This is a genomic window from Puniceicoccus vermicola, from assembly GCF_014230055.1.
In the GTDB taxonomy this organism is placed as follows: Bacteria; Verrucomicrobiota; Verrucomicrobiia; order Opitutales; family Puniceicoccaceae; genus Puniceicoccus; species Puniceicoccus vermicola.
In genome coordinates, this window is sequence record NZ_JACHVA010000126.1 from 132,375 (window position 1) to 152,535 (window position 20,161).

Genomic DNA, 20,161 nt, shown 5'->3' on the forward strand with positions numbered 1-20,161 from the left:
CCTATGTTTACTCGAATCATGTATTCATTCCGAAAAACATCTCGCATCTATCTCTCCGTTCTCGCTTTGGGTGTGGTCGGATTTGTTTCCCACACTTTTGGCAAGGAAGAGAAGCCGGACACTTCGACGGAAGTGAGAAACCTGCGAATGGGAGTCTGCACACACTTCATTCAGAAAAAGGGAATGAAGCACTGGGATCCAGAAACCTATATGCCTCTCGTTGCCAATCTGGGAGTCGGTTGGATACGCGACGAGATACTCTGGGGCCAGGTGGAACGGGAAGAAGGTGTCTACCAATTGCGGGATCACGATCGCGCCTGGATCGATCTCGTAAATGAGTACAACCTCAACGTATGCCTGACGCTGGCGGGAGGGAACTCCCTGTACGAAAATCAGTTCGATCCCGAAGCATTCGGGCGATTTGCGGCCTATGTGGCTCAGGAGCTGGATGGGAAGGTTCAGGCTCTCGAGATTCAGAACGAACCTTTTAACTGGTACGCGCGCTACTTCAACGAAGGGACTAGTCGTGGCGGGGACTGGTATGGCCTGTCGGTGGAAACGGGAGAAGTGCAGAGCTGGGTCGATCGCTACCGGGTTCTTCTCAACACGGCTGCCGATGCGATTAAAGAGGCGAATCCGGAGATGGAGGTTATCGGATTGGGGTCCTTTCCCGCGATCAATTACCGTCAGATCGAAGGCGGCTTATCTCCTTCGGTTGACGGGATCACGGCTCACCCCTACAGCTATCGAACGGTTCCGGAACTGGTCCCTTACGCCTCGAGTCCAGAAAAGTTTGAGCTTAATGGAGGGCGTGATGTCGCCGACAACGAGGGCACATTTGCTTCCTTCATTCGGATGATTCGGGAGTTTTCGGAGGAGCACGGAGGCCCCTCGCAGATTTGGTTGACCGAGTGGGGATACAGTGATTTTCGGGTCAGAGGAGGGTCGAATGGAAACTATTGGGGATTTACCCCCAGTGCGGTGGCTGCCTATGCGCAACGTCGATTTGTTGAGGGGCTGGGGTTGGATATCGAGATGAGCGCAATCTATTCCCTTATTGATGATCGATATAATCGGGATGATCGGTTGAAGGCTGAGACGAATGCCGAAAATCATTTTGGTCTTCTGCGCTCGGACGGTTCTCCCAAGCCTGTTTACGATGCGGTCCGGAGGGTTGCGATTGCTACGAATGGATTCGTTCCGAGCGATCAGATCGACTACGAGGTGACCGCCACTTCTTCGCGAAAGGACACTGCACCGATTGATTGGTGGGATGGAACTACGCTGACTGTCACGGATGACATCGCATCTTATCAGTTTGAGGATGAGAATGGGGGTATCGTCATCGCCCTGTGGTCCATGGAGCGGATATCGGATTTCTCGGCACGTTCTGCCCGCGTCTCTATCGGGATTCCTTTCGGTCAGGGTGAATCGATTCGTGTAGAAGATCTGATGACCGGAGAGGAATATTCTCCCGTTACAGAAGAGGACGGTAAAGGAAATGTGCTGATTCCGGATTTGGGAGTTCCTCCGCACCCAGTTCTCATTTATCTGGATTCATCGGAGGCTTGATCGCGTATTGATCGGGTGTGCCCCGGAATGGCTTCCCGAACGCGCGACGCTGACCCGAACCTTTTTCGGGCATGAAATTTCAGGAAAACCGCACGGGTACGACCACTCTCGGGAGATGGAGGATGGTCGAACGGGTACGGTCTCGTTCGGTGACCTTGAGAGCCCAGAGTGAGGCGGCGAAGCGGTTTCTCTGCCCGGTCTTGGCGAAGATGTTGCGGATGTGCTCTTTGACGGTTTCGAGGGAGATGGTCAGGGAACTTGCGGTCTCCTGGTTGGAGAGTCCGTCGGCGAGGAGGGTGAGGACGTCGGCTTCCCGGTAGGTAAGACCTGCACGGACGAGGGCGGCGGGATTAGCCTTGCGGCTAATGAGCTTGTCTCGCTCAAGGGCGAGCCGCCGGGCGCTCCCGAGGAGAGTCTGGGCGAAGCAGAGAAAGGCTCGATCGGATTCGTTAAAGTCCGGCCCTCCTTTGCGCTCGATGCCAAAGAAGGAGATCTCGTCGTTTCCGGCGGGAACGTAGACGGCGCAGTGGTTGTCGACCCCGAGAGGTTTTAGGGTGAGGCAGTAGGGGGCCGTCTGGCGAAAGTCCCTTTCACTGTAGAAATCGCTTCGCTGAAACGGACGGCCCCGGTTGACGCTGGGGTCCCAGTTGAAGAGTTTGAATCGGCCCATGACCTGGCCTAGGCCGGTCATGGCCTCGTTGAAACGGGGCAGATATTGGTTTGCACCGATATCGAGGGTCTGCTTCCTAAGGTGAAGGGTGCCGAAGGCAATAAATTCGTTGGGGACGAGATCGCTCAGGAAACGGTAGGCGTGTTCGGCATAATTGGCTTTGCCCAGATTCATCTGGGAAAACCGATTCGAAGCCGATTGAAATTGAAGAATCTGTTGTTCGTTCAGGAACACGCAGCGATTGTCTCGGGAGAAGAGAGTCTTATTCAGGAAATCCCTTGATCGCGGTAGGGCAAGGGGAAAGCGGGTTAGCGTGGACTTTGGTCTGGCGAAACGAGTGGGACTGCTCTTTCCCCGGCGCGTAATGACCTGATCTGGAGCGCAAGAGAATCGATGTCGAAAATGACTCCCCCCGGAAGTGGGGGTGTTCATGGGATCTCTAATTGTTAAAATTAGGTCATCTCATCGGGGGTGCGGGCAACGGTTTCCAGTCCGTTTCCGTCGCTCGGGTTCATTCATCCACGCGCAATCTCATGAAATATCTTCTCTTCCTGATCCTTCTTCCGTCGATCGGCTTTGCAGCTGCGTTTGTTCCGGACGATCCGTATTTTGATCCCTTCACTTACGACGGGGGCGAACTCTACGCCGGACAGTGGCACTTGCTCAATCAGGCGCCGGTCACCGGAGACAGTGCCGGACTTGACGTCAACATTTGGGAGGCGTGGAGTAATGGCTTTACGGGAGCCGGGGTGATCATTGGGATCGTTGACGATGGAACTCAGGGGAATCATCCAGACCTGATTGATAATTTTGAGAACGATTACAGCTGGGGTTTTGGCAAGGATGCGGCTACCAATCTCGGGGAAAGTTATCGGGGAGGTCCGGTTCGCTCTGGATTGGGGAGTGATGGAGATAGTCACGGCACCTCGGTGGCGGGTGTGTCGGCGGCGCGGGGCGACAACGGAATCGGGATGACCGGAGCCGCTCCTTATTCTGGGATCGCTGGTTTGCGGCTTATTAACGCAGAGGATCCGAGCGGGCGCAGTTTCGGGGAAATCGAGGCCGCGGCGATTCTATACCAGGGGCAGACGGACGGCAGTGGAAATTCCAACCCTTTCGTCGCCCCCTCCTGGGATTCCGTTCCGGTGCGGGTGAAGAATCATAGCTACGGGCCTCAAGAAGGTTTTCAGCTTTATCCCGGTTTTGATAAGGTTGTGAATGCTCTGGAGGAAAGCGCGAGCCATGGGGTCATTCACGTTTGGGCATCGGGCAACCAGAGGATGACAGAGAGAAACCCTTGGCCGACGGCGGATGCCAGTAAGTCGCTCTCCGGAGCTCTGCCTGAGAATATCATTGTGGCCGCCTTGGGCAGTGACGGGAAATATTCTTCCTACAGTAGTTATGGATCGAGTGTCTTCGTCACGGCACCCTCCAGTGGGATCGATGGATACGGCATAGCGACTACCGACAGGACCGGTTCTTCGGAAGGCTACAACAAAGTTCCGTCCGACCCCGATCAAGCCCTCGATTCGCCAGACGGTTATAATTATACCAGCCGTTTCGGTGGCACCTCTTCCGCCTCCCCCTTGGTCGCCGGGGTTATGGCTCTCGGTGTGGCGGCTAACCCGGATATGGACCATCGCATGGCAAAACACATTCTCGTCTCCACCAGCCGGGTTGTGGACGCGGGAGATTCCTCGTCCACCGGTCGATGGATTGTCAACGGGGCCGGAAATGCCTTCAATAATAATTACGGATTCGGCTTGGTAGACGCCGGCGCCTTCACTGAAACCGCCACCCGGGTCGATCGCGTTACCGAACAGACTTTCTACTCGACCGGTGAACAAGTCGTGAATCGATCATTTGCCTCTGAGGGAGATGATGAGATCTCCGAGTCATTTGTCGTCGCGGTGGATCCCGCCGAGAAGCAGGCGCTCGAGTATGTCATGGTCGAAATGACGATCATCGGTCTCGAGACTGATTGGAATACCTATGAAGGGGGATCGGGAGTATCATGGGGGACTTTTCTGCCTGGCTTACCTCTCCCTTTGGGACTCGCAATGAGCTGTTCTTCAACGATCGAGCCATGCCGGAGGCCGATTGGGAATTGCGTCGGGATTATCATGACGACGAGTTGGATTGGCAATTTGTCAGCAACGCGTATTGGGGCGAAGATGTTGAAGGCACTTGGATCCTGGAACTCTACAATGATACGGGCAATGACCTTACTGGCACTCTGCAGGATTACGAATTTACCGCAGCCATGGGCGAGCTCCTCCTCGTTCCAGAGCCGTCGGCCTATGCCTTTCTGATGGCTCTTGCCGTGATTCCCGTATTGCTCTCCCGGAGACGGCAGTAAATCTACCCGGTCAGCAAGGTAGAACAGGCTGCCAGTCGGTTCTTCCGCGGAATCTTTCCACAAAAAAGCTCCGCCGGACTCGCAGTCGGCGGAGCTTGGGTTTCTGGAAAAACTACAGAAATTTAGCCCTTGATGACTTCGGCGTGGAAATCTTGCCAGTCTTCGAGGTTGTTGAGGCTCACGGCATCGAGGATGCTGCCGTCGTCTTCGATTCCTGCGGCGCTGAGGATGCCCTTGCGGGTCTCATCGTCGTGGTTGTATCCGAGGATGCCGTTATTGAGTTCTTCTACCGCTGCGGAGTCGAGGGAGCCGCCTTTTTCGGAGAGGATCCAGGCTTCCAGCTGTGGGTAGGTGGGCTTACTTGCCATGAACTTGAGGAAGGATTCGTTGTCGATACCGAGGCCTTCGAGGACCATCTGGTCGAATCCGTTGCCGATGGCTGGATACTCACTGTGGAGCTTCCCGGCGATGTCGAGTGAGACCTTTTGCCAGAGGCGGGGAAGGTGGAGGACGCCGAGAGGTCCGCGTGTGCCGGAACTGATGAGAGGAATGATTTGAGTCATGATAGGATTTCTTTGGTTCTGAGGTTTTTGGGTGAGATCGCCGACCAGAGTCGGTGGCGATAAATGCTTTGGAATTAGCTGCGACCGCGGAAGGTGAGCTCGGAGACGGCGGACTTGTCCATCTGCCCCTTGCCTAGCTCGACAAGTTTGTCGTACTGGCCTTTGGTGCTGTCGTTGAGCGGGAGGGAGAGTCCGGCCTCGTCGGCCAGAGCCTTGGCGATCCCACTGTCCTTGGCGGCGTGTTCGGCCATGAACCAAGCTTCGTGGTCACGAGCGATCATGTCCTCGGCGTCGGTTTCCAGAACTCGGCTGTTGGCACCGGTCTGGGCAAAGACTTCGCAGATCATCTCAAGATCCAGCCCGAGAGCGTCCGCGAGCCCCAGCCCCTCGGCGAGGGCGGCCGTGTTGATGTTCATGACCATGTTGACCAAGGCCTTCACTTGGGAAGCCTTGCCGACGGGGCCGACGTGCTTCAAGTTGACGCTCATTTGCTCGAGAATCGGGCGGGCTTTCTCAAAAGCCTTTTCGTCGCCTCCGATCATGAGGAATAGTTTTCCCTCACGCGCTTGGCTGATGCTCGAGGCCATGCTCCCCTCAATAGCCATCGCACCGGCTTCCTTCGCCGCTGCTTCGATTTTCTGTTGGACGCTGGGAGTCAGGGTGGCGCAGTTGACGAAGAGCTTCCCGGAGGCGTCGGTTAGCAGGTTGTCGCCTTCGCCGGTGAAAATCTGGCGCATGGCGTCGTCGTTGGTAACCACCGTGAAAATAACGTCGGCCGAGGCCGTCACTTCGGCGAGGCTCGTGCAGTGCTTGGCGCCAATCTCTTTCGCGAGGGAGGCGGCTTGGTCGTGGTTGACGTCGTTGACGGCCGTGACGTTGTAGCCGCAGTCTTTGAGGCGACGGGCCATGTTCGCGCCCATCCGGCCAATACCGACAAATGCAATTTTTTCTGAGTTTTGGGTTTCTGTCTTCATAGGATTGAGTGGGTTTGAGAAATGAAATCGTAATCTATAAATCGAGAATTGTCGATTCGTTTGGCGGGAAAGAATTTCGGTCGCTTAGAGGGTTAGTTGTAACTGGCTGAGATAGGTCCGCACCGTAGCGTCGTTGCGGCGGTAATAGGTCCATTTGCCGATGCGGGTTGCGATGACCAGATCGCAGCGCTGGAGGATCGCCATGTAGTGGGAGACTGTCGATTGCGACAATCCACACTTCTCTTGAATCACGGCGACACAAACGCCGTCGGAGAAATCCTTGCCATCCTTGTGCGGACGAAAATTCGTCTCCGGATCGCGCAGCCACCGGACGATGTCGAATCGCATCTCGTTGGCGAGCGCCTTGGTGATCTCGACTAAGTTCATGACCTCAACCAAGGAGGGAAGCTCCATTTTGTCAATCGATGTATCGAGAAATGTCGATTTAAAGTGTTGTTAATTGATCTTCGTTCTTCGGTCTCTGCGACCTTTGGTGATGGCTCTCTGGAAGGTTCCAGTGCCAAATTCAGGTTGCCGTGATGTTGGAGTCCTTTACTCCGAAAGGGTCGCACGACTGCATTCGACGAGCTCATGCCAGAAAAGTCATGCGCGAACGGAAGGCTGGACCGCGGTGGGAGCGGTGGATGCGGCGAGATGATTTTGAGTGTTTTGCTCTGGATTCGAATGGGTGCTTTTCTATAGGGTATCCTGCTCTTGCTTTTCTTTTCTGCGGTTTATTATGCGAAGCGTTTACTCCCTTAAGTGGCTGATACTGATTTGGGTTTCGGGATGTTTTCTGGCGCCCATTGCCGGATGGGGAGGCGGACCACCGACTTCGCTCGTGAAGGCGGACGGATCAGTGGTTTCTGGAGAAGTGCGGGACGTAGAAGGCTCGGAAGTGTTGGTCGCTACCGGCCCGAGCGAAACCGAGAGGTTTCCTTTGGTAGATCTTGCTGAAGATTCCCGGGAGGAGGTTCTGCTATGGGCTCTTCCGTTGATTCTCGAGAATGACAACGCCTTTCAGGTTCGCTTCTATCGAAAGATAGAATCTTCTGTCGAAGATCCCGAAGTCGGAACCTTTGAGGTCGCGGTGAATAACCGGTCCCAACTGGATCTTCCTGAGGACCTTCATCTTGAGTTTGTCATTCACCGGTTGGATTTCCTCCCCCTCTGGGGATTAGATGATTCGAAGAAGTATCGGATGACCGAGGCGAGGAACGAGAAGATGGAGATTCCGTTCGACGGAATTCCGAGCGGGGAAGAGCGGTCTTATGGGATGGAGGCGGTAGAGCTTTCGGACGCCGATTTGAGTCTGCCATGGAGTGAAATTCTCGGTGAGGAGAAGAAAGAAGATCAGAGAGCCGAGATTTTGACGAAAGTCTTCCTGGAGGTGCGGTTGTTCGTGGGAGACCAGTTGGTAGGATCTTTTCCCGAGTCGGTAGCGGCGTCTGAATTGTTGGCGGAGAAGGGGTTGGGGGGTAGTCAGAAACTGCGGAGAGGAAGGCAGGGGGCGGCCCCGGTTCGTTACGCACCCAGGGCAGGTCCCAGCATCGAGATTCCTCTCGAAACCCTTGTCATTATTGACGCTGACTTTTCGACCGGCAGCGGATTCCTCGCCAAGATCAAAGGGAAACCATTTTTGGTCACCAACGCTCACGTGTTGGCGGGGGCTCAAAGTATCAAAGCTCGAACCGTGGGAGGGCGTTCCATTGCCATCCCCGATTTCTGCTACCTGGCCGGCGATCGAGACTTGGCCTTGATTCCCGTGAAGGATGAGGGAGATTTTCTGGTGGTCTCCGAGGATATCGCAAAGACGGCTGCGATTGGGGATCCCATCACTGTATTTGGCAATGAGGCGGGAGCGGCGGTCGCAACGGAGCTGCGAGGCAATGTTCGCGGGATCGGGCCGAAGCAGGTTGAGATCGACGCCTTGATTGTGGAAGGAAACAGCGGAAGTCCTGTGATTCACGATAAATCGCAAGAAACTGTCGGGGTCGTCGCGTATTATATTGAGTATGAGGTCCCGCGGGCCGACGAAGCTCGCTGGCGGTCTGAGCGGGGGATTCCGAATGCTGACCCGCGTTCGGATCTGCCACCGGAAGTCTTGGAAAATCTCCCTCCCGAGGTTCGTCGCAATCTGCCGGGGCGGGGGCCTACGGTCATACGGCGGCGATTCGCCGAGCGTTTGGACAATGCGGACTCTTGGGAGCAGATCAGCTTTGTTGACTTGTCACGCGAAGGCACGGCCTTCGAAGAATATCAAGAATTGGTGACTGGAGTTGCAGAGATTGCCGTCCAGATTATGCGCACGGGCACCCTTCCTAACGGCGGCTACGATTCGAGAGAACTGCAGCGACTCGTTCGTCGTTTTCATCGCCAGTTTGACGACGATAATCGGCCAGGATCCGCCGAGAACGAGAGGGCCCTGAATAGTCTGCGGTATCAACTGTTCTCGCTGATGGATTCCCGAAAACGAGAAACCCGGGGAAAAATCTCAACCGCCTATTTCCAGGGAGAGTTTGATCGTCTGAGTGTCTTCGGCGGTAAGGTGAGGACCTTCTGGGAAGGTTTGGAGGTCTACTAGATTCTCCGTGAGTTGGTGAGAGTCGCTCTCCCCTCGACCTCTATCTTCCCCGAGGTTGAATTTCGGGTTCTTTGGTTGGGCATCATTGCCGACTGGGATTTTTCGTTTCAGAGACTTCTCTTGCCAATTGCTCGACTCCGGAGATGAGGGGCAGGTTCCGGTGCTCCGAAAGGTGCGTGTGTGAGATGAAGTGAACGAAGAGATACTTTGCTTTGATTGGGGTGAGGAATGTCTCCGCGAATTCGTCATTGTGAACTCAAAGTGCCCTCAGGCGGGAGAAATCTTTTGCGACCCCCTGGATCGCCGAGGTTGTAAAACTGCGGTGACAGCATTGTTACCTTTGCTCGATTGACGATGTGGCGGTGAGGCGGGCTAGTCTGGTGACGCCGTAATTCAACGGAGGTTTCCTATGATTCGTCACTCTTCGCCAACACACATGCGGGCTTCTGCCCGCGAAACGCTCGGTCGCGGGTTCACGTTGATCGAGCTCCTAACCGTTATCGCAATTCTCGGTGTGCTTGCTGCGATTATTATTCCATCGTTGCGGGCGGTTCGTCTCCATTCGGTGAGGACGGCCAGCGCCAGCAATCTCCGTCAATGGTCTTCTGCCTTTCTTCTCTATTCGAGCGAAAATGGGCAGAGGATTCCCTACGAGGGTTCTTACGATCAACCTTCCTGGTCTCAGGTTCGGACTCCCAAGGAATCCAACGCGTGGTTTAACGTCCTTCCTCCTCTTGTAGAGGCTCCGGCTCTCAATGAGATGCGCTCGGGTGATGAGCGGGCCGCGATGATCAATGGTCTAACGATTCACAGCGGGCCCGGGCTCGAGGTCGACGCGAGAGAAAACCGGCGTCGGCCTTTCTTTTCCTACATGATGAACTCCCAGATCTACAGTGATGAGGACGGCGCTCCGGGGAACTCAGGGGATGCGTTGATTCGGCTCGTGTTAATCCCAAATCCATCAAAGACGATATTTCTCACCGAGACTCGCAGCTCGATTGAAGAAGGTGCTCCGAATGAAGATGAGAGTCGAGTGGGTCGGGCGAAAGGAAGAAATAACAGTATAAGCTTCCGCTACGATGACCGGAGCAATGTTGCCTTTCTCGACGGTCACGTAGCGACGGTAGATAGCGAGACACTTTATAATGCCGGGAGGGATCCATCTGTCCCCGGTGGGCAACTCGATGACTTTGTCTGGTATCCTTGGTAGAGCCGGAGACCCCAGTGAAACTTTCCTTTTTGTTCTTTTCCATCCACGGACATCTTTTTCCATGAAGCAGAAACTTATTCTACTATCTTATCTGATTTGCACAATTTGTGCCTCGGCCGGGTCTGTTCTTTTAAATGAATACAATGCGGTTGCGGACGGTAATCTACTTGATGACGGGAGTGGCAGCGATTCGTTTTTCGGAACGGTCGCTGGCAATGGGGGCGATTGGATCGAACTCGTCGTCGTTGGAGACGGAACCTCTTCATCGACTGTGGATATGCGAGGTTGGACGATCGAGCTCTTTGATGGTGACGGTGGAGCGAGCCAGGTGGTGCTTTCTCAGGACTCCTATTGGTCGAACGTCTCGGCTGGAACCATTCTCACTTTTATCGAAAACGATTCCTCGAGTGGAGGGTCGGACACCGAGTTTGAACGGATTAATCGATTGAACTCGGAGGGTTGGGCATGGACCAATGTCTATCTGGGGGATCCGGCATTAATCGATGCAGCCAACAGCAATCTCAATATCCATGTATCCAACAGCGATACCGATGTCACCGTAAAGGACTCTTCCGACAACGTGATCTTTGGTCCGGCGGGAGAGAGTATCTCCGAAGAGGGGGTCAACTCCGAGGAAGTTTTTGCGCTGCAAGCGAATCCCTCTCCTTCGATCGCTCCGACGGATGGGGCTTACAACGATATTTCGAACTCCTCCTTTGGAGGGCCCAACATCATGGAGGACGGCTCCTCCGTTCAGAGTTTTCTGCCGTTCCGCACACCGGGGTCGGCTCCGACTTTTACCATCCCGATCGCGGATGCCGAGTTGGTGGCGGGGAATGAGTTCGTCGTATCGACGGCAGCTGCCGATGACAATGGAGGAAACTTGACCTTTACTCTGAAAGAGGCACCAGAGTGGCTGAGCCTCGATGATCATGGGGATGGAACGGCGGAGATTTCGGGAATCCCGAGTGACATGGATGCCGGTATTTATTCGGTCGAACTTTTGGTGGAGGACGATCCTTCGGACGGTTCGGACTCGATGACGTTTCAGGTTCGGGTTTTTCCGAGTTCGTCTCCGGTCATCTTGAATGAATACGATGGTGGAGGGGAATGGGTAGAACTGGTGGTGGTCGGCGATGGCACGCCGGGTGCGATGGTTGACCTCCGTGGGTGGATTGTCCGCATCTCGGAAGAAGAGGAAAGTGGTATCATCGAGTTTTCGGAAGATGATGTCTGGTCTTCGGTGCAAGCTGGTACGATACTGCTTTTCAGTGAAGAGAACGCGGCGAGTGGTGGATTCGATACCGATTTAAATGCAGCCGATTACCTCGCCGATTCGGGTTGGGGATCAATCCACGTCTGGATCGGAGATGAAATCTACTTGAATGCGGCCACCACCGCTGACTCCTTGCCAGTCTCAAACGACGATTGCCAGATTGCGGTTGAGGATGATCAAGGGAATACGGTTTTTGGTCCAGCTGGCGAAGGGATCGCTTCTGAAGGAGGAGTGAACGACGAAGAACGCTTTCAGTTGAGGATCGATCCCGCTCCCTCTGTTTCTCCGATTGGCGGAAACTATGGAGATTCCGACTCGTCGACTCCGGGTGAGCCGAATGAAGTTGCTGGAGGTTCAGTTCAGAACTTTGAAGCGTTTGCGACCGGATCCGATCCGAACTCGCCGCCGTATTTTACCACCGAGCCGACGGAACTCGCGGATTACACGGTGGATATCCCGAACGAATATTTTCGCATTGTCGAAACCGATGACCCCAACCCGTCGGATAGCCTAACTCTCACGCTGATCGAGGGGCCGGATTGGTTGGAGCTCGACGACTATGGAGATGGAACTGCCGATCTTTTCGGGTCTCCGTCGGAGGCGGACGCAGGGGCTTCTACGGTGACCGTTGAAGTGTCGGATGGATCCTTTACGGCGATCCAAACCTTCGTACTTTTCGCCTTCAACGAAACCAGTCCGGTGATCGTAAACGAATTCAACGCTGTCGAGGAAGATACCCTCCTGGATTCTGGGGAGAGTGAAGATTCTTTCTGGGGAGCCGTTGAGGGCAACGGTGGAGACTGGCTGGAACTGGTCGTCGTGGGAGATGGCACCGCCGAATCGACGGTCGATATGAGGGGATGGATAATTGAGATCGCCGAAGGCTCGGAAACTCCGGAGAAGATCGTCCTTTCGCAGAATGTCTACTGGCAATCGGTGCGGGCCGGAACCATCCTCACGTTTGGAGATAGAGGATTCGACGAAGGGGGGCTCGATAGTGGAGTCTATCGCGTTTCCCGATTCACTGACGAAGGATGGGGGTGGACTCATGTTCTTGTCTCGGACTCGATTTTCGTAGATCCCGAAGGTAGTAACTTTGGGAGTGGATTTTCGGTGGGGAGCAGTGACACGCGAATTACCCTGAAGGATCCTTCGGGATCCGTCCGATTTGGTCCTGATGGTGAGGAATTTCTCGCCGCGGGAGGTGCGGGATCGGATGAGGTCTACAAGTTGGAACAAGATCCCCTCCCGACGAATGCTTCCCCACTGCTCGCGAATTATACCGATGGCTCCAGTAGTACCTTTGGTGCGCCAAACGTATGGGACAGTGGGAGCAATGAGCAGGATTTTTCCCACTATCAATCAGCGACAACACCCAATGCTGAGCCTTACTTTACTTTCATCTCGCCGCAATTTGCGAGACGAGGGGATGGCTTTGAAGCGGGAATCTCCGCCAGTGATTTTGATGGGATCAGTGGCTTGACTTTGACCTTGGTGGACGGCCCTTCCTGGCTCTCGTTGAGCGATCAGGGCGAAGGTGTAGGAAATCTAGTGGGCATTCCTCCAGAGTCCGCATCTCTGGGGATTCAGTCGATCACCGTATCGGTCTCGGATGGGCAGGCAATCGTGGAAAAAGATTTTTCGATCTTCGTTATGACGAGTTCTTCTCCGGTATTGGTGAACGAGTACAACGCGGTCGATTCGGACAATTTTCTCAATGGAGGCGTTCTGGCCCAGGATGATGACGGGGGCGTCAGTTCCGATCCCGTATTCGGTCGGGTCGAAGGGAATGGGGGAGACTGGATCGAACTGGTCGTCGTGGGAGATGGTGGCCCGGGCTCAGTAGACCTCCGGGGTTGGACGATCGCGCTTGCCGACAATGCTTCCTCTCCGTTTGTTGCGGAAGAGAAGATCGTCCTCTCGCAGGATTCGTTCTGGTCTGCGGTTCCTTCGGGCAGTATTCTCACCTTCACTGAAAAAAGAGCGAGTGAAGGAGGGTTCGATACCAATCTTGATGCTTTCGATCAAAGTGATGCAGAGGGATGGCGCTGGTCCAATATTTGGATTGGCGACGGTTCTCTCATCCAGTTCTCCGATGAGTTGACCAACGGATACTCGCGGGATTCCGAGACTGGTGAAGTAAGCGGGGTCTCTTTTTCAGCGAATGATAGTTGGATTGTCCTTTACAATTCGGACGGCGAACCGGTATTCGGTCCGGTGGGAGAAGGAATTGCTCCGGAGTCTGGTGTCGGCGGAACCGAAGTATTCGAACTCGAAGGAGATCCCACTCCGTTTACTTCTCCGCTCGTTCAGGCGGAGGATGCACCACAGATCGTCCAGGGCTACGACGATGGGTCGACCAGTTCATTCGGACGTCCGAATCGATGGGATGGAGATTCGGTCATTCAGGACTTCACCCCCTTCATTCCAGGATCAAGTGGGCCGGATCCGCTCAGCGTTTACTTGAGTGGTTTTGGCCTATCCGGCAACGATCTTTTGCCGAACTCGGACTCCGATGGGGATGGCGCCGTGCAGATCGAAGAGTTTGCCTTTGGCACCGATCCGACATCCGGTGGTTCCTCTCCGCAGCTGCTCGAGAGTGCGGAGATGGAAGAGGAAGCTTTCTTCCTGCGCTTGACCTTTCTCCGGAGGACGGGCGGATCTGTCGAGGGAGATAGTTACTGGGCCGATGGCATTGCCTACACCGTCTTGGGATCGTTGGATCTCAACTCTTGGAATGAGCGAGTGAAGGTGACGACCAATCCAGTCGATTTGCCGGAACCTCCTGCGAATTATGAGTGGTCGACTTACCAGCTCAGTGAGCCGATCTCGGTGGACAGTATCTCGTCGGCGGGCTTTCTTCGAGTCCTCGTCGGAGCAGAACCGGACTCATTGTGACGGGTTTGTTGAATGTGAAGGATTTGTAACGAGAGGTCCGTTGACCTAGGCTTTCAGAGCCTTTGAAACCAGTTCTGAAAGCCATTCGTAGTGGCTGAATAATCGTTGAACCAGAAAATTAAAAATACTGTCATGAAAAATGAACTACTGATTTCCGCTGCTCTGTGTGTTGCAGCGACGACTGCCTCCGCTCAGCTTGTCATTACCGAAGTTATGTCCAACTCCAGCCATCCTGGTGGGCCTGCCAATGGAGATTGGTGGGAGCTGACGAATACCGGAGGATCCTCCGTCGATCTGATGAACTATTATTGGGATGATAGCGGTCCCAATGGGGATGATGGAGCGCTTTTCCCGAGCATCACAATTGCTGCCGGAGAATCCATTGTCATTGTCGATGAAAATTCCGATAATATTGCGGGATTTGTCGCTGCCTGGGGCGGTGGATTCACGGCTTACTCGAAGGACGACTTCAGTGGAAATAATACGTTTTCCGGACTCTCTGCGGGTGGTGATCAGATCCAACTGTGGGATGCTGATCCGAATGTGGGGAGCGCCAACTTGGTTGCGGAAGTGGTTTTTGGCGAATCGACCGATGGGCACAGCTTTGTCTGGGGCACCAACGGGGATTACTTGGGGATCAGCCAGAATAATGTCGGCGGAGCCTTCGTCGCTCCCGGCAATGGAGCCGGGGGTGCGGGTACCGATGTTGGCTCGCCCGGATTTGCCGCAGTGCCGGAGCCGGAATTCTTCGGAGCACTCGCAGGTCTCATGGTCTTTGGTTTCGCCGCTCTCCGGCGCCGCCGGAAATAGAGTGATGTGATCTTCGGTTCTTTTAGGGAACCTTGATAAGGGTCGCCGTTAGGCGGCCCTTTTTGCGTCCCGAGTTTTATTTGAAGTCTTTTCTTTCTCGGTGGATGGCTGTTTTTGTGATCTGCCGGAGTCGGAGAGGAACGACGATGCACCATCATGATCAAACCTTCCTAAATTCGGTATAAGAACTTGTCTTGGTTAAGGGGAGATGGTTCTTCATGATTCTTTTCTCGGATGATGGATACCCTGTTGGAAAAGAATCGAAGTTTCTATGAGTCACTCTGGCGCAGAGCACGCTTGGTGACTCCTGACCGCTTCAACACTTGGCCATTGATTCAGAAAGTTGCGGAGGATGCGCCGATGCGGCTGGAAGTCGGGCCGGGCATGCGCCCACGGCTTCCGATCGCGGGCACACATTTCGTTGATATCAGCCGCGCGGCGCTGGGAGAACTGGAGAGGGCTGGCGGAGCTGTCCATGAGGCCGGAATCCATCAGCTGCCGTTCCCGGATGATCACTTCGATCTGGTCTCGGCTCTCGACATCGTGGAGCACGTCGATGCGGATGGGGATGCGGTTCAGGAACTCTGCCGAGTCGCAAAAACCGGGGCCATTCTACTCCTCTCCATGCCACTGTATATGGACTGCTGGACCCCCTTCGACGAACTAGTGGGGCACCGCCGGCGCTACGAGATCGACGAACTCAAGGACTTGCTGGATCGGCACCAGCTCGTCGTCGAACAAAGTTGCGTCTACGGCATGCAGCCAAAATCGAGCCGGGTAGTCGACTGGGCCATGAATTATCTCAAGAAGAATCCGGAACGGGCCTTCTGGTATTACAACAAGATCTTTATGCCTATTGGGCTAAGGCTGCAAAAACCACTGCGCTGGGAAAAAGGATGGTGTGATTTGAAAGGCGCCGACGAAATCTTCCTCGTTTGCCGATTGCAGAGGCAGGGCAGAATGTCTCGGTAGCATCGGCGCTTCGCCGATGACGAGGAGGGTGGAGGTCTTGTCGGGAGGCTGAATTGGGGTGAATGCGGATCATCGAGCAAGGCTCGATGCTACGGCGGTGCTCGGTAGCATCGGCGCTTCGCCGATGACGGGGAGGGTAGAGGTCTTGCCGGGAGGCTGGATTGGGGTGAATGCGGCTCATCGAGCAAGGCTCGATGCTACGGCGGGCTCCCCGGCTCCTCAACGACCCTAGCCTAGGCGGCGCCAGCCTAGGCGACGCCGGCCTTCTCTTTCGCGAGCCAGCGTTCAATGCGGGCTACGGCATCGGGGCGTTTGGGATCGTCGCGCTTCATTCGATTGAGGATGTTGAGAGCGGTTTCGGCGTAGTCGATGGCGGTGGCGCTGAAAATCTTGTCGAGTTCGGCGTGGTTGATTTCCCCTTCGCGGATCATCTTCTTCGCGTCGGCTTCGATCTCCATGGAGGCTCCTCCGGGGGCCATGGCTTCTCCTTTGCCTTTGGGAGCTCCTCCTCCTCCGCCGCCTCCTCCGGAACCGCTTTGGGATCCGTCGTTCTCTACCCGTTGGCTCCCGCCGCGGGGCTCACGTTCGATCGCGGACGGGTATTGCTTGCCATCTTTGCCGGTGACCTGACGTTGGCTCTCAATCCGGTCTTCTTTCTCCATCTGGTTGCGGCAGCGGCGCACGAGGTCCGGCGATACTTTGCAAAGCTCGGCGATCACCGAATTGGACATTTCCGGCCACTCTTCGAGAGCAATTTCGGTCGCGTTGCGTTTGTCAGCGTTGGAACGGTAGATCCCGTTGGTCGCGTTCGCCCCGAGCGAGTGACGGAGGGCATCGGTTCGCGATCCTTCCCGGACCTCCGCCGAAATGCTGTCATACTCATTGCGTTGGGCAGCGAGATAGCGGTGAAATCCGTCGGCCAGCCAGAATTTGCTGCCGTCATAAAAGGTGATGACCGGGGGGAATTGCGCCCCTTCTTCCATGGCCTCCGCATAAGCGGAAATCGCCTCATCATTGGTGGCCACCCGCGCCTGGGTGCCCCCGTAAATATCAATTTGTTTGAGCTGTAGATCGGTAACTTGCATGAGAAGCCGGATGTTCTGATCGATGACTCGCCCGATGACAACGGGAGAATGCGTTTGCAGTCATTTTTGAACCTAAAGGGACGGATTCTGCCTTGGATCCGGTGGGCAAATTTGAATCCCAACTCTGGGAATCTCGTCAGGATCAGGGCCCTGGGAACCGACATTTCGTAACCTCAGTCCAGTAGGCCGAAGCCGCCGATTGGCCGAAAAAAAGTTCGAATATCTTCCTGCTTTGAGTGGATTCGTTCCGCCTTGGTACGGTGGGAGGGCAATCGTCCCGACGGCGGCGCCTTTTGAGTCAGCGCTGCTGTTCCGGTTCTCGTGCCGCCTTCTTTTTGTCGGGCTAAGATTTTTCTTGCTAAACTTTCAGTAATTACTGAAAGTTAGGGAATGAAAGATGAAGATTTTCAGGCATTGCGAAATGAATTCATTGCTCAGTGGGGGACCTTGGGTGGGGGATGGGGGATCAACCGGACCATGGCCCAAATCCATGCGCTGTTGATGGTGAGCGTGGATCCCTTGGATACGAATGTGATCATGACGCGGCTGAAAATCAGCCGGGGTAATGCGAACGCCAATCTACGGGATTTGGTCGGCTGGGGGTTGATTCGCCGGGTGACTTATCCCGGCGACCGGAAGGAGTATTTTGAAGCGGAGAAGGATGTCTGGACGATCTTCTGCACCATTGCTCGGGAGCGGAAGCGCCGGGAAATCGATCCCGCCTTGAATCTTCTGCGTGAATCCTCATCGCAATCCTTCGAGGAGAAGGACCGGGAGCAGCAGCTCTTTGGGGAGCAGACCCGGGCGCTGGCCGACTTCCTCTCAACCGCGGATCAAATCATGGGACGGGTTGCCCGATCTGAGAAGAACAAGGTGATCCCGTTTTTGCTCAAACGATTCAAATAAACGAAAGGAAAAATGATCATGAATGGAACAATCTTAGTCGCATACTTGCTCTACATCACTCTTACGGTTGGCATGACCATCTGGGTCGCGCAGACCTTGCATCGCAACGGTCAGATCTTCTTGGTGGAGGCCTTCCATGGAAACGAGGAGATGGCCCAAGCGGTGAACCACCTGCTCCGGGTTGGATTTTACCTGGTGAACTTGGGATTCGTCTTGATGTTTCTCAAACACGGCACGCGTCCAGAGACCACCGTTGAGGCGATCGAATACGTCGCCACCAAGGTGGGGATTGTACTGATCGTTCTGGGGCTGATGCACTTCTTCAACATGTTCAACTTCGACAAGATGCGGAAGAAAGGCCGCCGGGGCGTAGTGGAGGCATAGGGTTTTTCTCTGTCTTGAATGTAACTCGATGAAGAACCTGTGAATGCTAGACAACCACCCCATCCGGCTCTGCATAGGCACGCAGGGACACGCCCGCTGTCGCGGGTCCCACCCCTTTCTTTTCCTAGCAAACTCCTCCCTTGCTTGTTTAAACCTTGAGCTTGTCGATAGGCAGGGGAGGGGGACCAGCGCCAGCTGGTGGAGGGGGTTCGACCAGTAGGGTTCATCCATCAGTCATCTAGTAGAGAAGGTTAAACTAGTTTCATCCATACTGCCCCCTTCGGATATCATCGTCATGAAAGCGCAGAGCTTGAATCACCCGGCCCTCGTCAAATCCCTCCGGAAAGCCTACTCGGCGGAGAAGGCTGCGGCCTTCGCCTACATCGGCCATGCATCTTCGCTAAAGGAGGAGAAGGAGCGGACGAGAATTCGCGAAATCGAGAACGACGAGTGGGAGCATCGACGGGAGGTCGGTGTTCTCCTCGATCACTATGGGATCCCCCGCTCGAGGTTCTACGAATGGAAATATCATCTCATCGGGAAATGCATCGGTCTCAGCTGCCATCTCATCGGACGGTTCATGCCGTATTTTTTCGCCGGTAAGTTGGAGAGTGGAAACGTCTGCGAATACTTTGTCATGATTCGCTATTTCCACGAGCTTGGGATTCACGATCACGACGATGTGCTGCATGCGATGGGCATCAAAGAAAAGGAACACGAGGTCTATTTTCTGGAACTCATCGCGGATGAGCCTTGGCTGCCCTGGTTTGAGAAGGTCTTCGAATGGGGGAAGAAAAAGACCCTGAATGATGTCGATTTGGCTGATCCGTTGCCTCCAGGGGAGGGGGATCAGTATTGCCGTTCGAGAGGCAACGGCGTTGCCGTCTCGAAAAAGCCAGAACGGCGGTGACGATCCTACCGCCCGAGTTGCGGGACGATTTGGGGAAGAAAGCGGTCGCGAGGTTTTGTCCTCTTTTGATCTTTTTGCGCTTTCTGTGGCTCGCCCGCAGTGGGTCCCGAATGGTGAACTGAGAAGGAGAAGTTGCTGGCGGGAGAATTCAGTCAAGAATCAAGCCAGCTGACGTAGCTTCGGTGTGCCTTTTGTGGGATCTTTTTATTTTCGTCATGATCTCCATTCCTTGCTGAGGATTGCGTACTGTCGTGTATCTACGAAGATGGGACTTCCATCACTGTCCTTCTCGAAGGAAACGTACTCTTTGAAGGTGCCTTCATGGCGCATTCCGAGTTTCTCGCACACGCGTTGTGAAGCGATGTTGTCTTCCTCGGCATAGGCGTAGAGTCGGCGAGCGTTCTTTGTGGAAAAAAGAAAATCAAACAATTTGTGGGCTGCTTCGGTGGCCAATCCGGCCCCTTCGAATCGCGCATTGAAGTTCCAGCCAACGGAGAATGTATCCTGCTCCTCTCCACGGGTCGCGAACAGGTCACCGATAAGCTCGTTTGTGCTCTTCAGACAGACTGCGATGTTGTCTTCATTCTGGCTGCGCTTACTGGCCTCCCGTTGTGCAGCGGCGCTGTCCTCGAGCTTGAGAGAAAGAAAACAGCTTACTCTGGGCTCATGCAGGTAGTCGAATAGAGCGGACGCATCTTCGGGCACGAAGTTCCTGAGCAAGAGCCGTTTTGTTTCGATTGTATTCATGGGGGATTAGGGGAAGAGCCAAAATCTTTCGCAAAAAGGATGGAGAGTCTCCATGCGCTGCTGATTGGTTTATGATAGTCAGTTGATATTGGTGTCAATAGCACCCATTGGAGGTCTCGATTTTCGTGCGGATTTCTAGATTTCGATTTCTTCGAGTCTGCTCATCTCCATGTATTTTTCTGGGATCGGATCAGTATTGCCGTTCGAGAGGCCACGACGTTGTCGTCTCGAAAAAGCCAGA

The 20,161-nt window shown here is 54.6% G+C and carries 16 protein-coding genes and 1 pseudogene; 11 read left to right on the forward strand and 6 right to left on the reverse strand.

Going from position 1 to position 20,161, the window contains the following annotated elements:
* The first annotated feature begins 18 nt into the window (after positions 1-18).
* Positions 19-1,572, forward strand: a complete 1,554-nt coding sequence (locus H5P30_RS16505) for a hypothetical protein (protein ID WP_185694017.1) — start codon at positions 19-21, stop codon at positions 1,570-1,572.
* A gap of 79 nt (positions 1,573-1,651) precedes the next feature.
* Here H5P30_RS16505 and H5P30_RS16510 read toward each other — a convergent pair whose 3' ends face one another.
* The gene (locus H5P30_RS16510; protein ID WP_221774391.1) at positions 1,652-2,416 is read right to left on the reverse strand and encodes a helix-turn-helix domain-containing protein; all 765 of its coding nucleotides are present in this window, start codon (positions 2,414-2,416) and stop codon (positions 1,652-1,654) included.
* Between the two features lie 359 nt (positions 2,417-2,775).
* On the opposite strand from H5P30_RS16510, the pseudogene H5P30_RS16515 reads away from it, so the two are divergent.
* A pseudogene (locus tag H5P30_RS16515) lies at positions 2,776-3,993 on the forward strand (S8 family serine peptidase); the annotation flags it as partial.
* A 263-nt stretch (positions 3,994-4,256) separates the two neighbouring features.
* Positions 4,257-4,601 carry a proprotein convertase P-domain-containing protein gene (locus tag H5P30_RS22760; RefSeq protein WP_354587749.1) on the forward strand — a complete coding sequence of 115 codons (345 nt, stop codon included), beginning with the start codon at positions 4,257-4,259 and terminating at the stop codon, positions 4,599-4,601.
* A 122-nt stretch (positions 4,602-4,723) separates the two neighbouring features.
* On the opposite strand, the gene H5P30_RS16520 is transcribed toward H5P30_RS22760, so the two are convergent.
* The 3 genes from H5P30_RS16520 to H5P30_RS16530 all read right to left on the reverse strand — a co-directional run bounded on the left by H5P30_RS16520 (position 4,724) and on the right by H5P30_RS16530 (position 6,552).
* A complete protein-coding gene (locus H5P30_RS16520) occupies positions 4,724-5,164 on the reverse strand; it encodes a DUF5069 domain-containing protein (RefSeq protein ID WP_185694019.1) in 441 nt (146 codons plus the stop codon).
* A 74-nt stretch (positions 5,165-5,238) separates the two neighbouring features.
* Positions 5,239-6,138: an NAD(P)-dependent oxidoreductase gene (locus tag H5P30_RS16525; protein WP_185694020.1), complete on the reverse strand. Its 900-nt coding sequence runs from the start codon at positions 6,136-6,138 to the stop codon at positions 5,239-5,241.
* Between the two features lie 84 nt (positions 6,139-6,222).
* Positions 6,223-6,552, reverse strand: a complete 330-nt coding sequence (locus H5P30_RS16530; protein ID WP_221774392.1) for an ArsR/SmtB family transcription factor — start codon at positions 6,550-6,552, stop codon at positions 6,223-6,225.
* A gap of 325 nt (positions 6,553-6,877) precedes the next feature.
* Between H5P30_RS16530 and H5P30_RS16535 the strand changes: the two genes are divergently transcribed.
* The 5 genes from H5P30_RS16535 to H5P30_RS16555 all read left to right on the forward strand — a co-directional run bounded on the left by H5P30_RS16535 (position 6,878) and on the right by H5P30_RS16555 (position 15,888).
* Positions 6,878-8,722 carry a S1 family peptidase gene (locus tag H5P30_RS16535; protein ID WP_185694021.1) on the forward strand — a complete coding sequence of 615 codons (1,845 nt, stop codon included), beginning with the start codon at positions 6,878-6,880 and terminating at the stop codon, positions 8,720-8,722.
* Between the two features lie 409 nt (positions 8,723-9,131).
* A complete protein-coding gene (locus H5P30_RS16540) occupies positions 9,132-9,932 on the forward strand; it encodes a type II secretion system protein (RefSeq protein WP_185694022.1) in 801 nt (266 codons plus the stop codon).
* Positions 9,933-9,993: 61 nt separating this feature from the next.
* The gene (locus tag H5P30_RS16545) at positions 9,994-14,106 is read left to right on the forward strand and encodes a putative Ig domain-containing protein (RefSeq protein WP_185694023.1); all 4,113 of its coding nucleotides are present in this window, start codon (positions 9,994-9,996) and stop codon (positions 14,104-14,106) included.
* Between the two features lie 132 nt (positions 14,107-14,238).
* Entirely contained in the window at positions 14,239-14,916 is a 678-nt protein-coding gene (locus H5P30_RS16550; protein ID WP_185694024.1) for a lamin tail domain-containing protein, read from the forward strand.
* 234 nt (positions 14,917-15,150) lie between these two features.
* Positions 15,151-15,888 (forward strand): class I SAM-dependent methyltransferase, encoded by a 738-nt coding sequence (locus H5P30_RS16555; protein WP_185694025.1) that lies wholly within the window; start codon positions 15,151-15,153, stop codon positions 15,886-15,888.
* A gap of 248 nt (positions 15,889-16,136) precedes the next feature.
* Here the strand turns inward: H5P30_RS16555 and H5P30_RS16560 are convergent, their stop codons facing one another.
* A complete protein-coding gene (locus H5P30_RS16560; protein WP_185694026.1) occupies positions 16,137-16,973 on the reverse strand; it encodes a ParB N-terminal domain-containing protein in 837 nt (278 codons plus the stop codon).
* A 390-nt stretch (positions 16,974-17,363) separates the two neighbouring features.
* Here H5P30_RS16560 and H5P30_RS16565 point away from each other — a divergent pair, with 390 nt between their 5' ends.
* The 3 genes from H5P30_RS16565 (at position 17,364) to H5P30_RS16575 (ending at position 19,173) form a co-directional block, all read left to right on the forward strand.
* Positions 17,364-17,879 (forward strand): GbsR/MarR family transcriptional regulator, encoded by a 516-nt coding sequence (locus H5P30_RS16565; protein ID WP_185694027.1) that lies wholly within the window; start codon positions 17,364-17,366, stop codon positions 17,877-17,879.
* Between the two features lie 18 nt (positions 17,880-17,897).
* A complete protein-coding gene (locus H5P30_RS16570; RefSeq protein ID WP_185694028.1) occupies positions 17,898-18,263 on the forward strand; it encodes a hypothetical protein in 366 nt (121 codons plus the stop codon).
* Between the two features lie 295 nt (positions 18,264-18,558).
* Positions 18,559-19,173, forward strand: a complete 615-nt coding sequence (locus H5P30_RS16575; RefSeq protein ID WP_185694029.1) for a hypothetical protein — start codon at positions 18,559-18,561, stop codon at positions 19,171-19,173.
* A gap of 213 nt (positions 19,174-19,386) precedes the next feature.
* Here the strand turns inward: H5P30_RS16575 and H5P30_RS16580 are convergent, their stop codons facing one another.
* Complete coding sequence (locus tag H5P30_RS16580) at positions 19,387-19,920, reverse strand: GNAT family N-acetyltransferase (protein WP_185694030.1); 534 nt, start codon at positions 19,918-19,920, stop codon at positions 19,387-19,389.
* Between the last annotated feature and the right edge of the window lie 241 nt (positions 19,921-20,161).

Excerpts from the sequence above, each read along its gene's own strand:
- H5P30_RS16505 (WP_185694017.1), top strand. The coding sequence starts at position 19 with ATGTATTCATTCCGAAAAACATCTCGCATCTATCTCTCCGTTCTCGCT.
- H5P30_RS16510 (WP_221774391.1), bottom strand. The coding sequence starts at position 2,416 with ATGAATCTGGGCAAAGCCAATTATGCCGAACACGCCTACCGTTTCCTG.
- H5P30_RS22760 (WP_354587749.1), top strand. The coding sequence starts at position 4,257 with ATGGGGGACTTTTCTGCCTGGCTTACCTCTCCCTTTGGGACTCGCAAT.
- H5P30_RS16520 (WP_185694019.1), bottom strand. The coding sequence starts at position 5,164 with ATGACTCAAATCATTCCTCTCATCAGTTCCGGCACACGCGGACCTCTC.
- H5P30_RS16525 (WP_185694020.1), bottom strand. The coding sequence starts at position 6,138 with ATGAAGACAGAAACCCAAAACTCAGAAAAAATTGCATTTGTCGGTATT.
- H5P30_RS16530 (WP_221774392.1), bottom strand. The coding sequence starts at position 6,552 with ATGGAGCTTCCCTCCTTGGTTGAGGTCATGAACTTAGTCGAGATCACC.
- H5P30_RS16535 (WP_185694021.1), top strand. The coding sequence starts at position 6,878 with ATGCGAAGCGTTTACTCCCTTAAGTGGCTGATACTGATTTGGGTTTCG.
- H5P30_RS16540 (WP_185694022.1), top strand. The coding sequence starts at position 9,132 with ATGATTCGTCACTCTTCGCCAACACACATGCGGGCTTCTGCCCGCGAA.
- H5P30_RS16545 (WP_185694023.1), top strand. The coding sequence starts at position 9,994 with ATGAAGCAGAAACTTATTCTACTATCTTATCTGATTTGCACAATTTGT.
- H5P30_RS16550 (WP_185694024.1), top strand. The coding sequence starts at position 14,239 with ATGAAAAATGAACTACTGATTTCCGCTGCTCTGTGTGTTGCAGCGACG.
- H5P30_RS16555 (WP_185694025.1), top strand. The coding sequence starts at position 15,151 with ATGATGGATACCCTGTTGGAAAAGAATCGAAGTTTCTATGAGTCACTC.
- H5P30_RS16560 (WP_185694026.1), bottom strand. The coding sequence starts at position 16,973 with ATGCAAGTTACCGATCTACAGCTCAAACAAATTGATATTTACGGGGGC.
- H5P30_RS16565 (WP_185694027.1), top strand. The coding sequence starts at position 17,364 with ATGAAAGATGAAGATTTTCAGGCATTGCGAAATGAATTCATTGCTCAG.
- H5P30_RS16570 (WP_185694028.1), top strand. The coding sequence starts at position 17,898 with ATGAATGGAACAATCTTAGTCGCATACTTGCTCTACATCACTCTTACG.
- H5P30_RS16575 (WP_185694029.1), top strand. The coding sequence starts at position 18,559 with ATGAAAGCGCAGAGCTTGAATCACCCGGCCCTCGTCAAATCCCTCCGG.
- H5P30_RS16580 (WP_185694030.1), bottom strand. The coding sequence starts at position 19,920 with ATGAATACAATCGAAACAAAACGGCTCTTGCTCAGGAACTTCGTGCCC.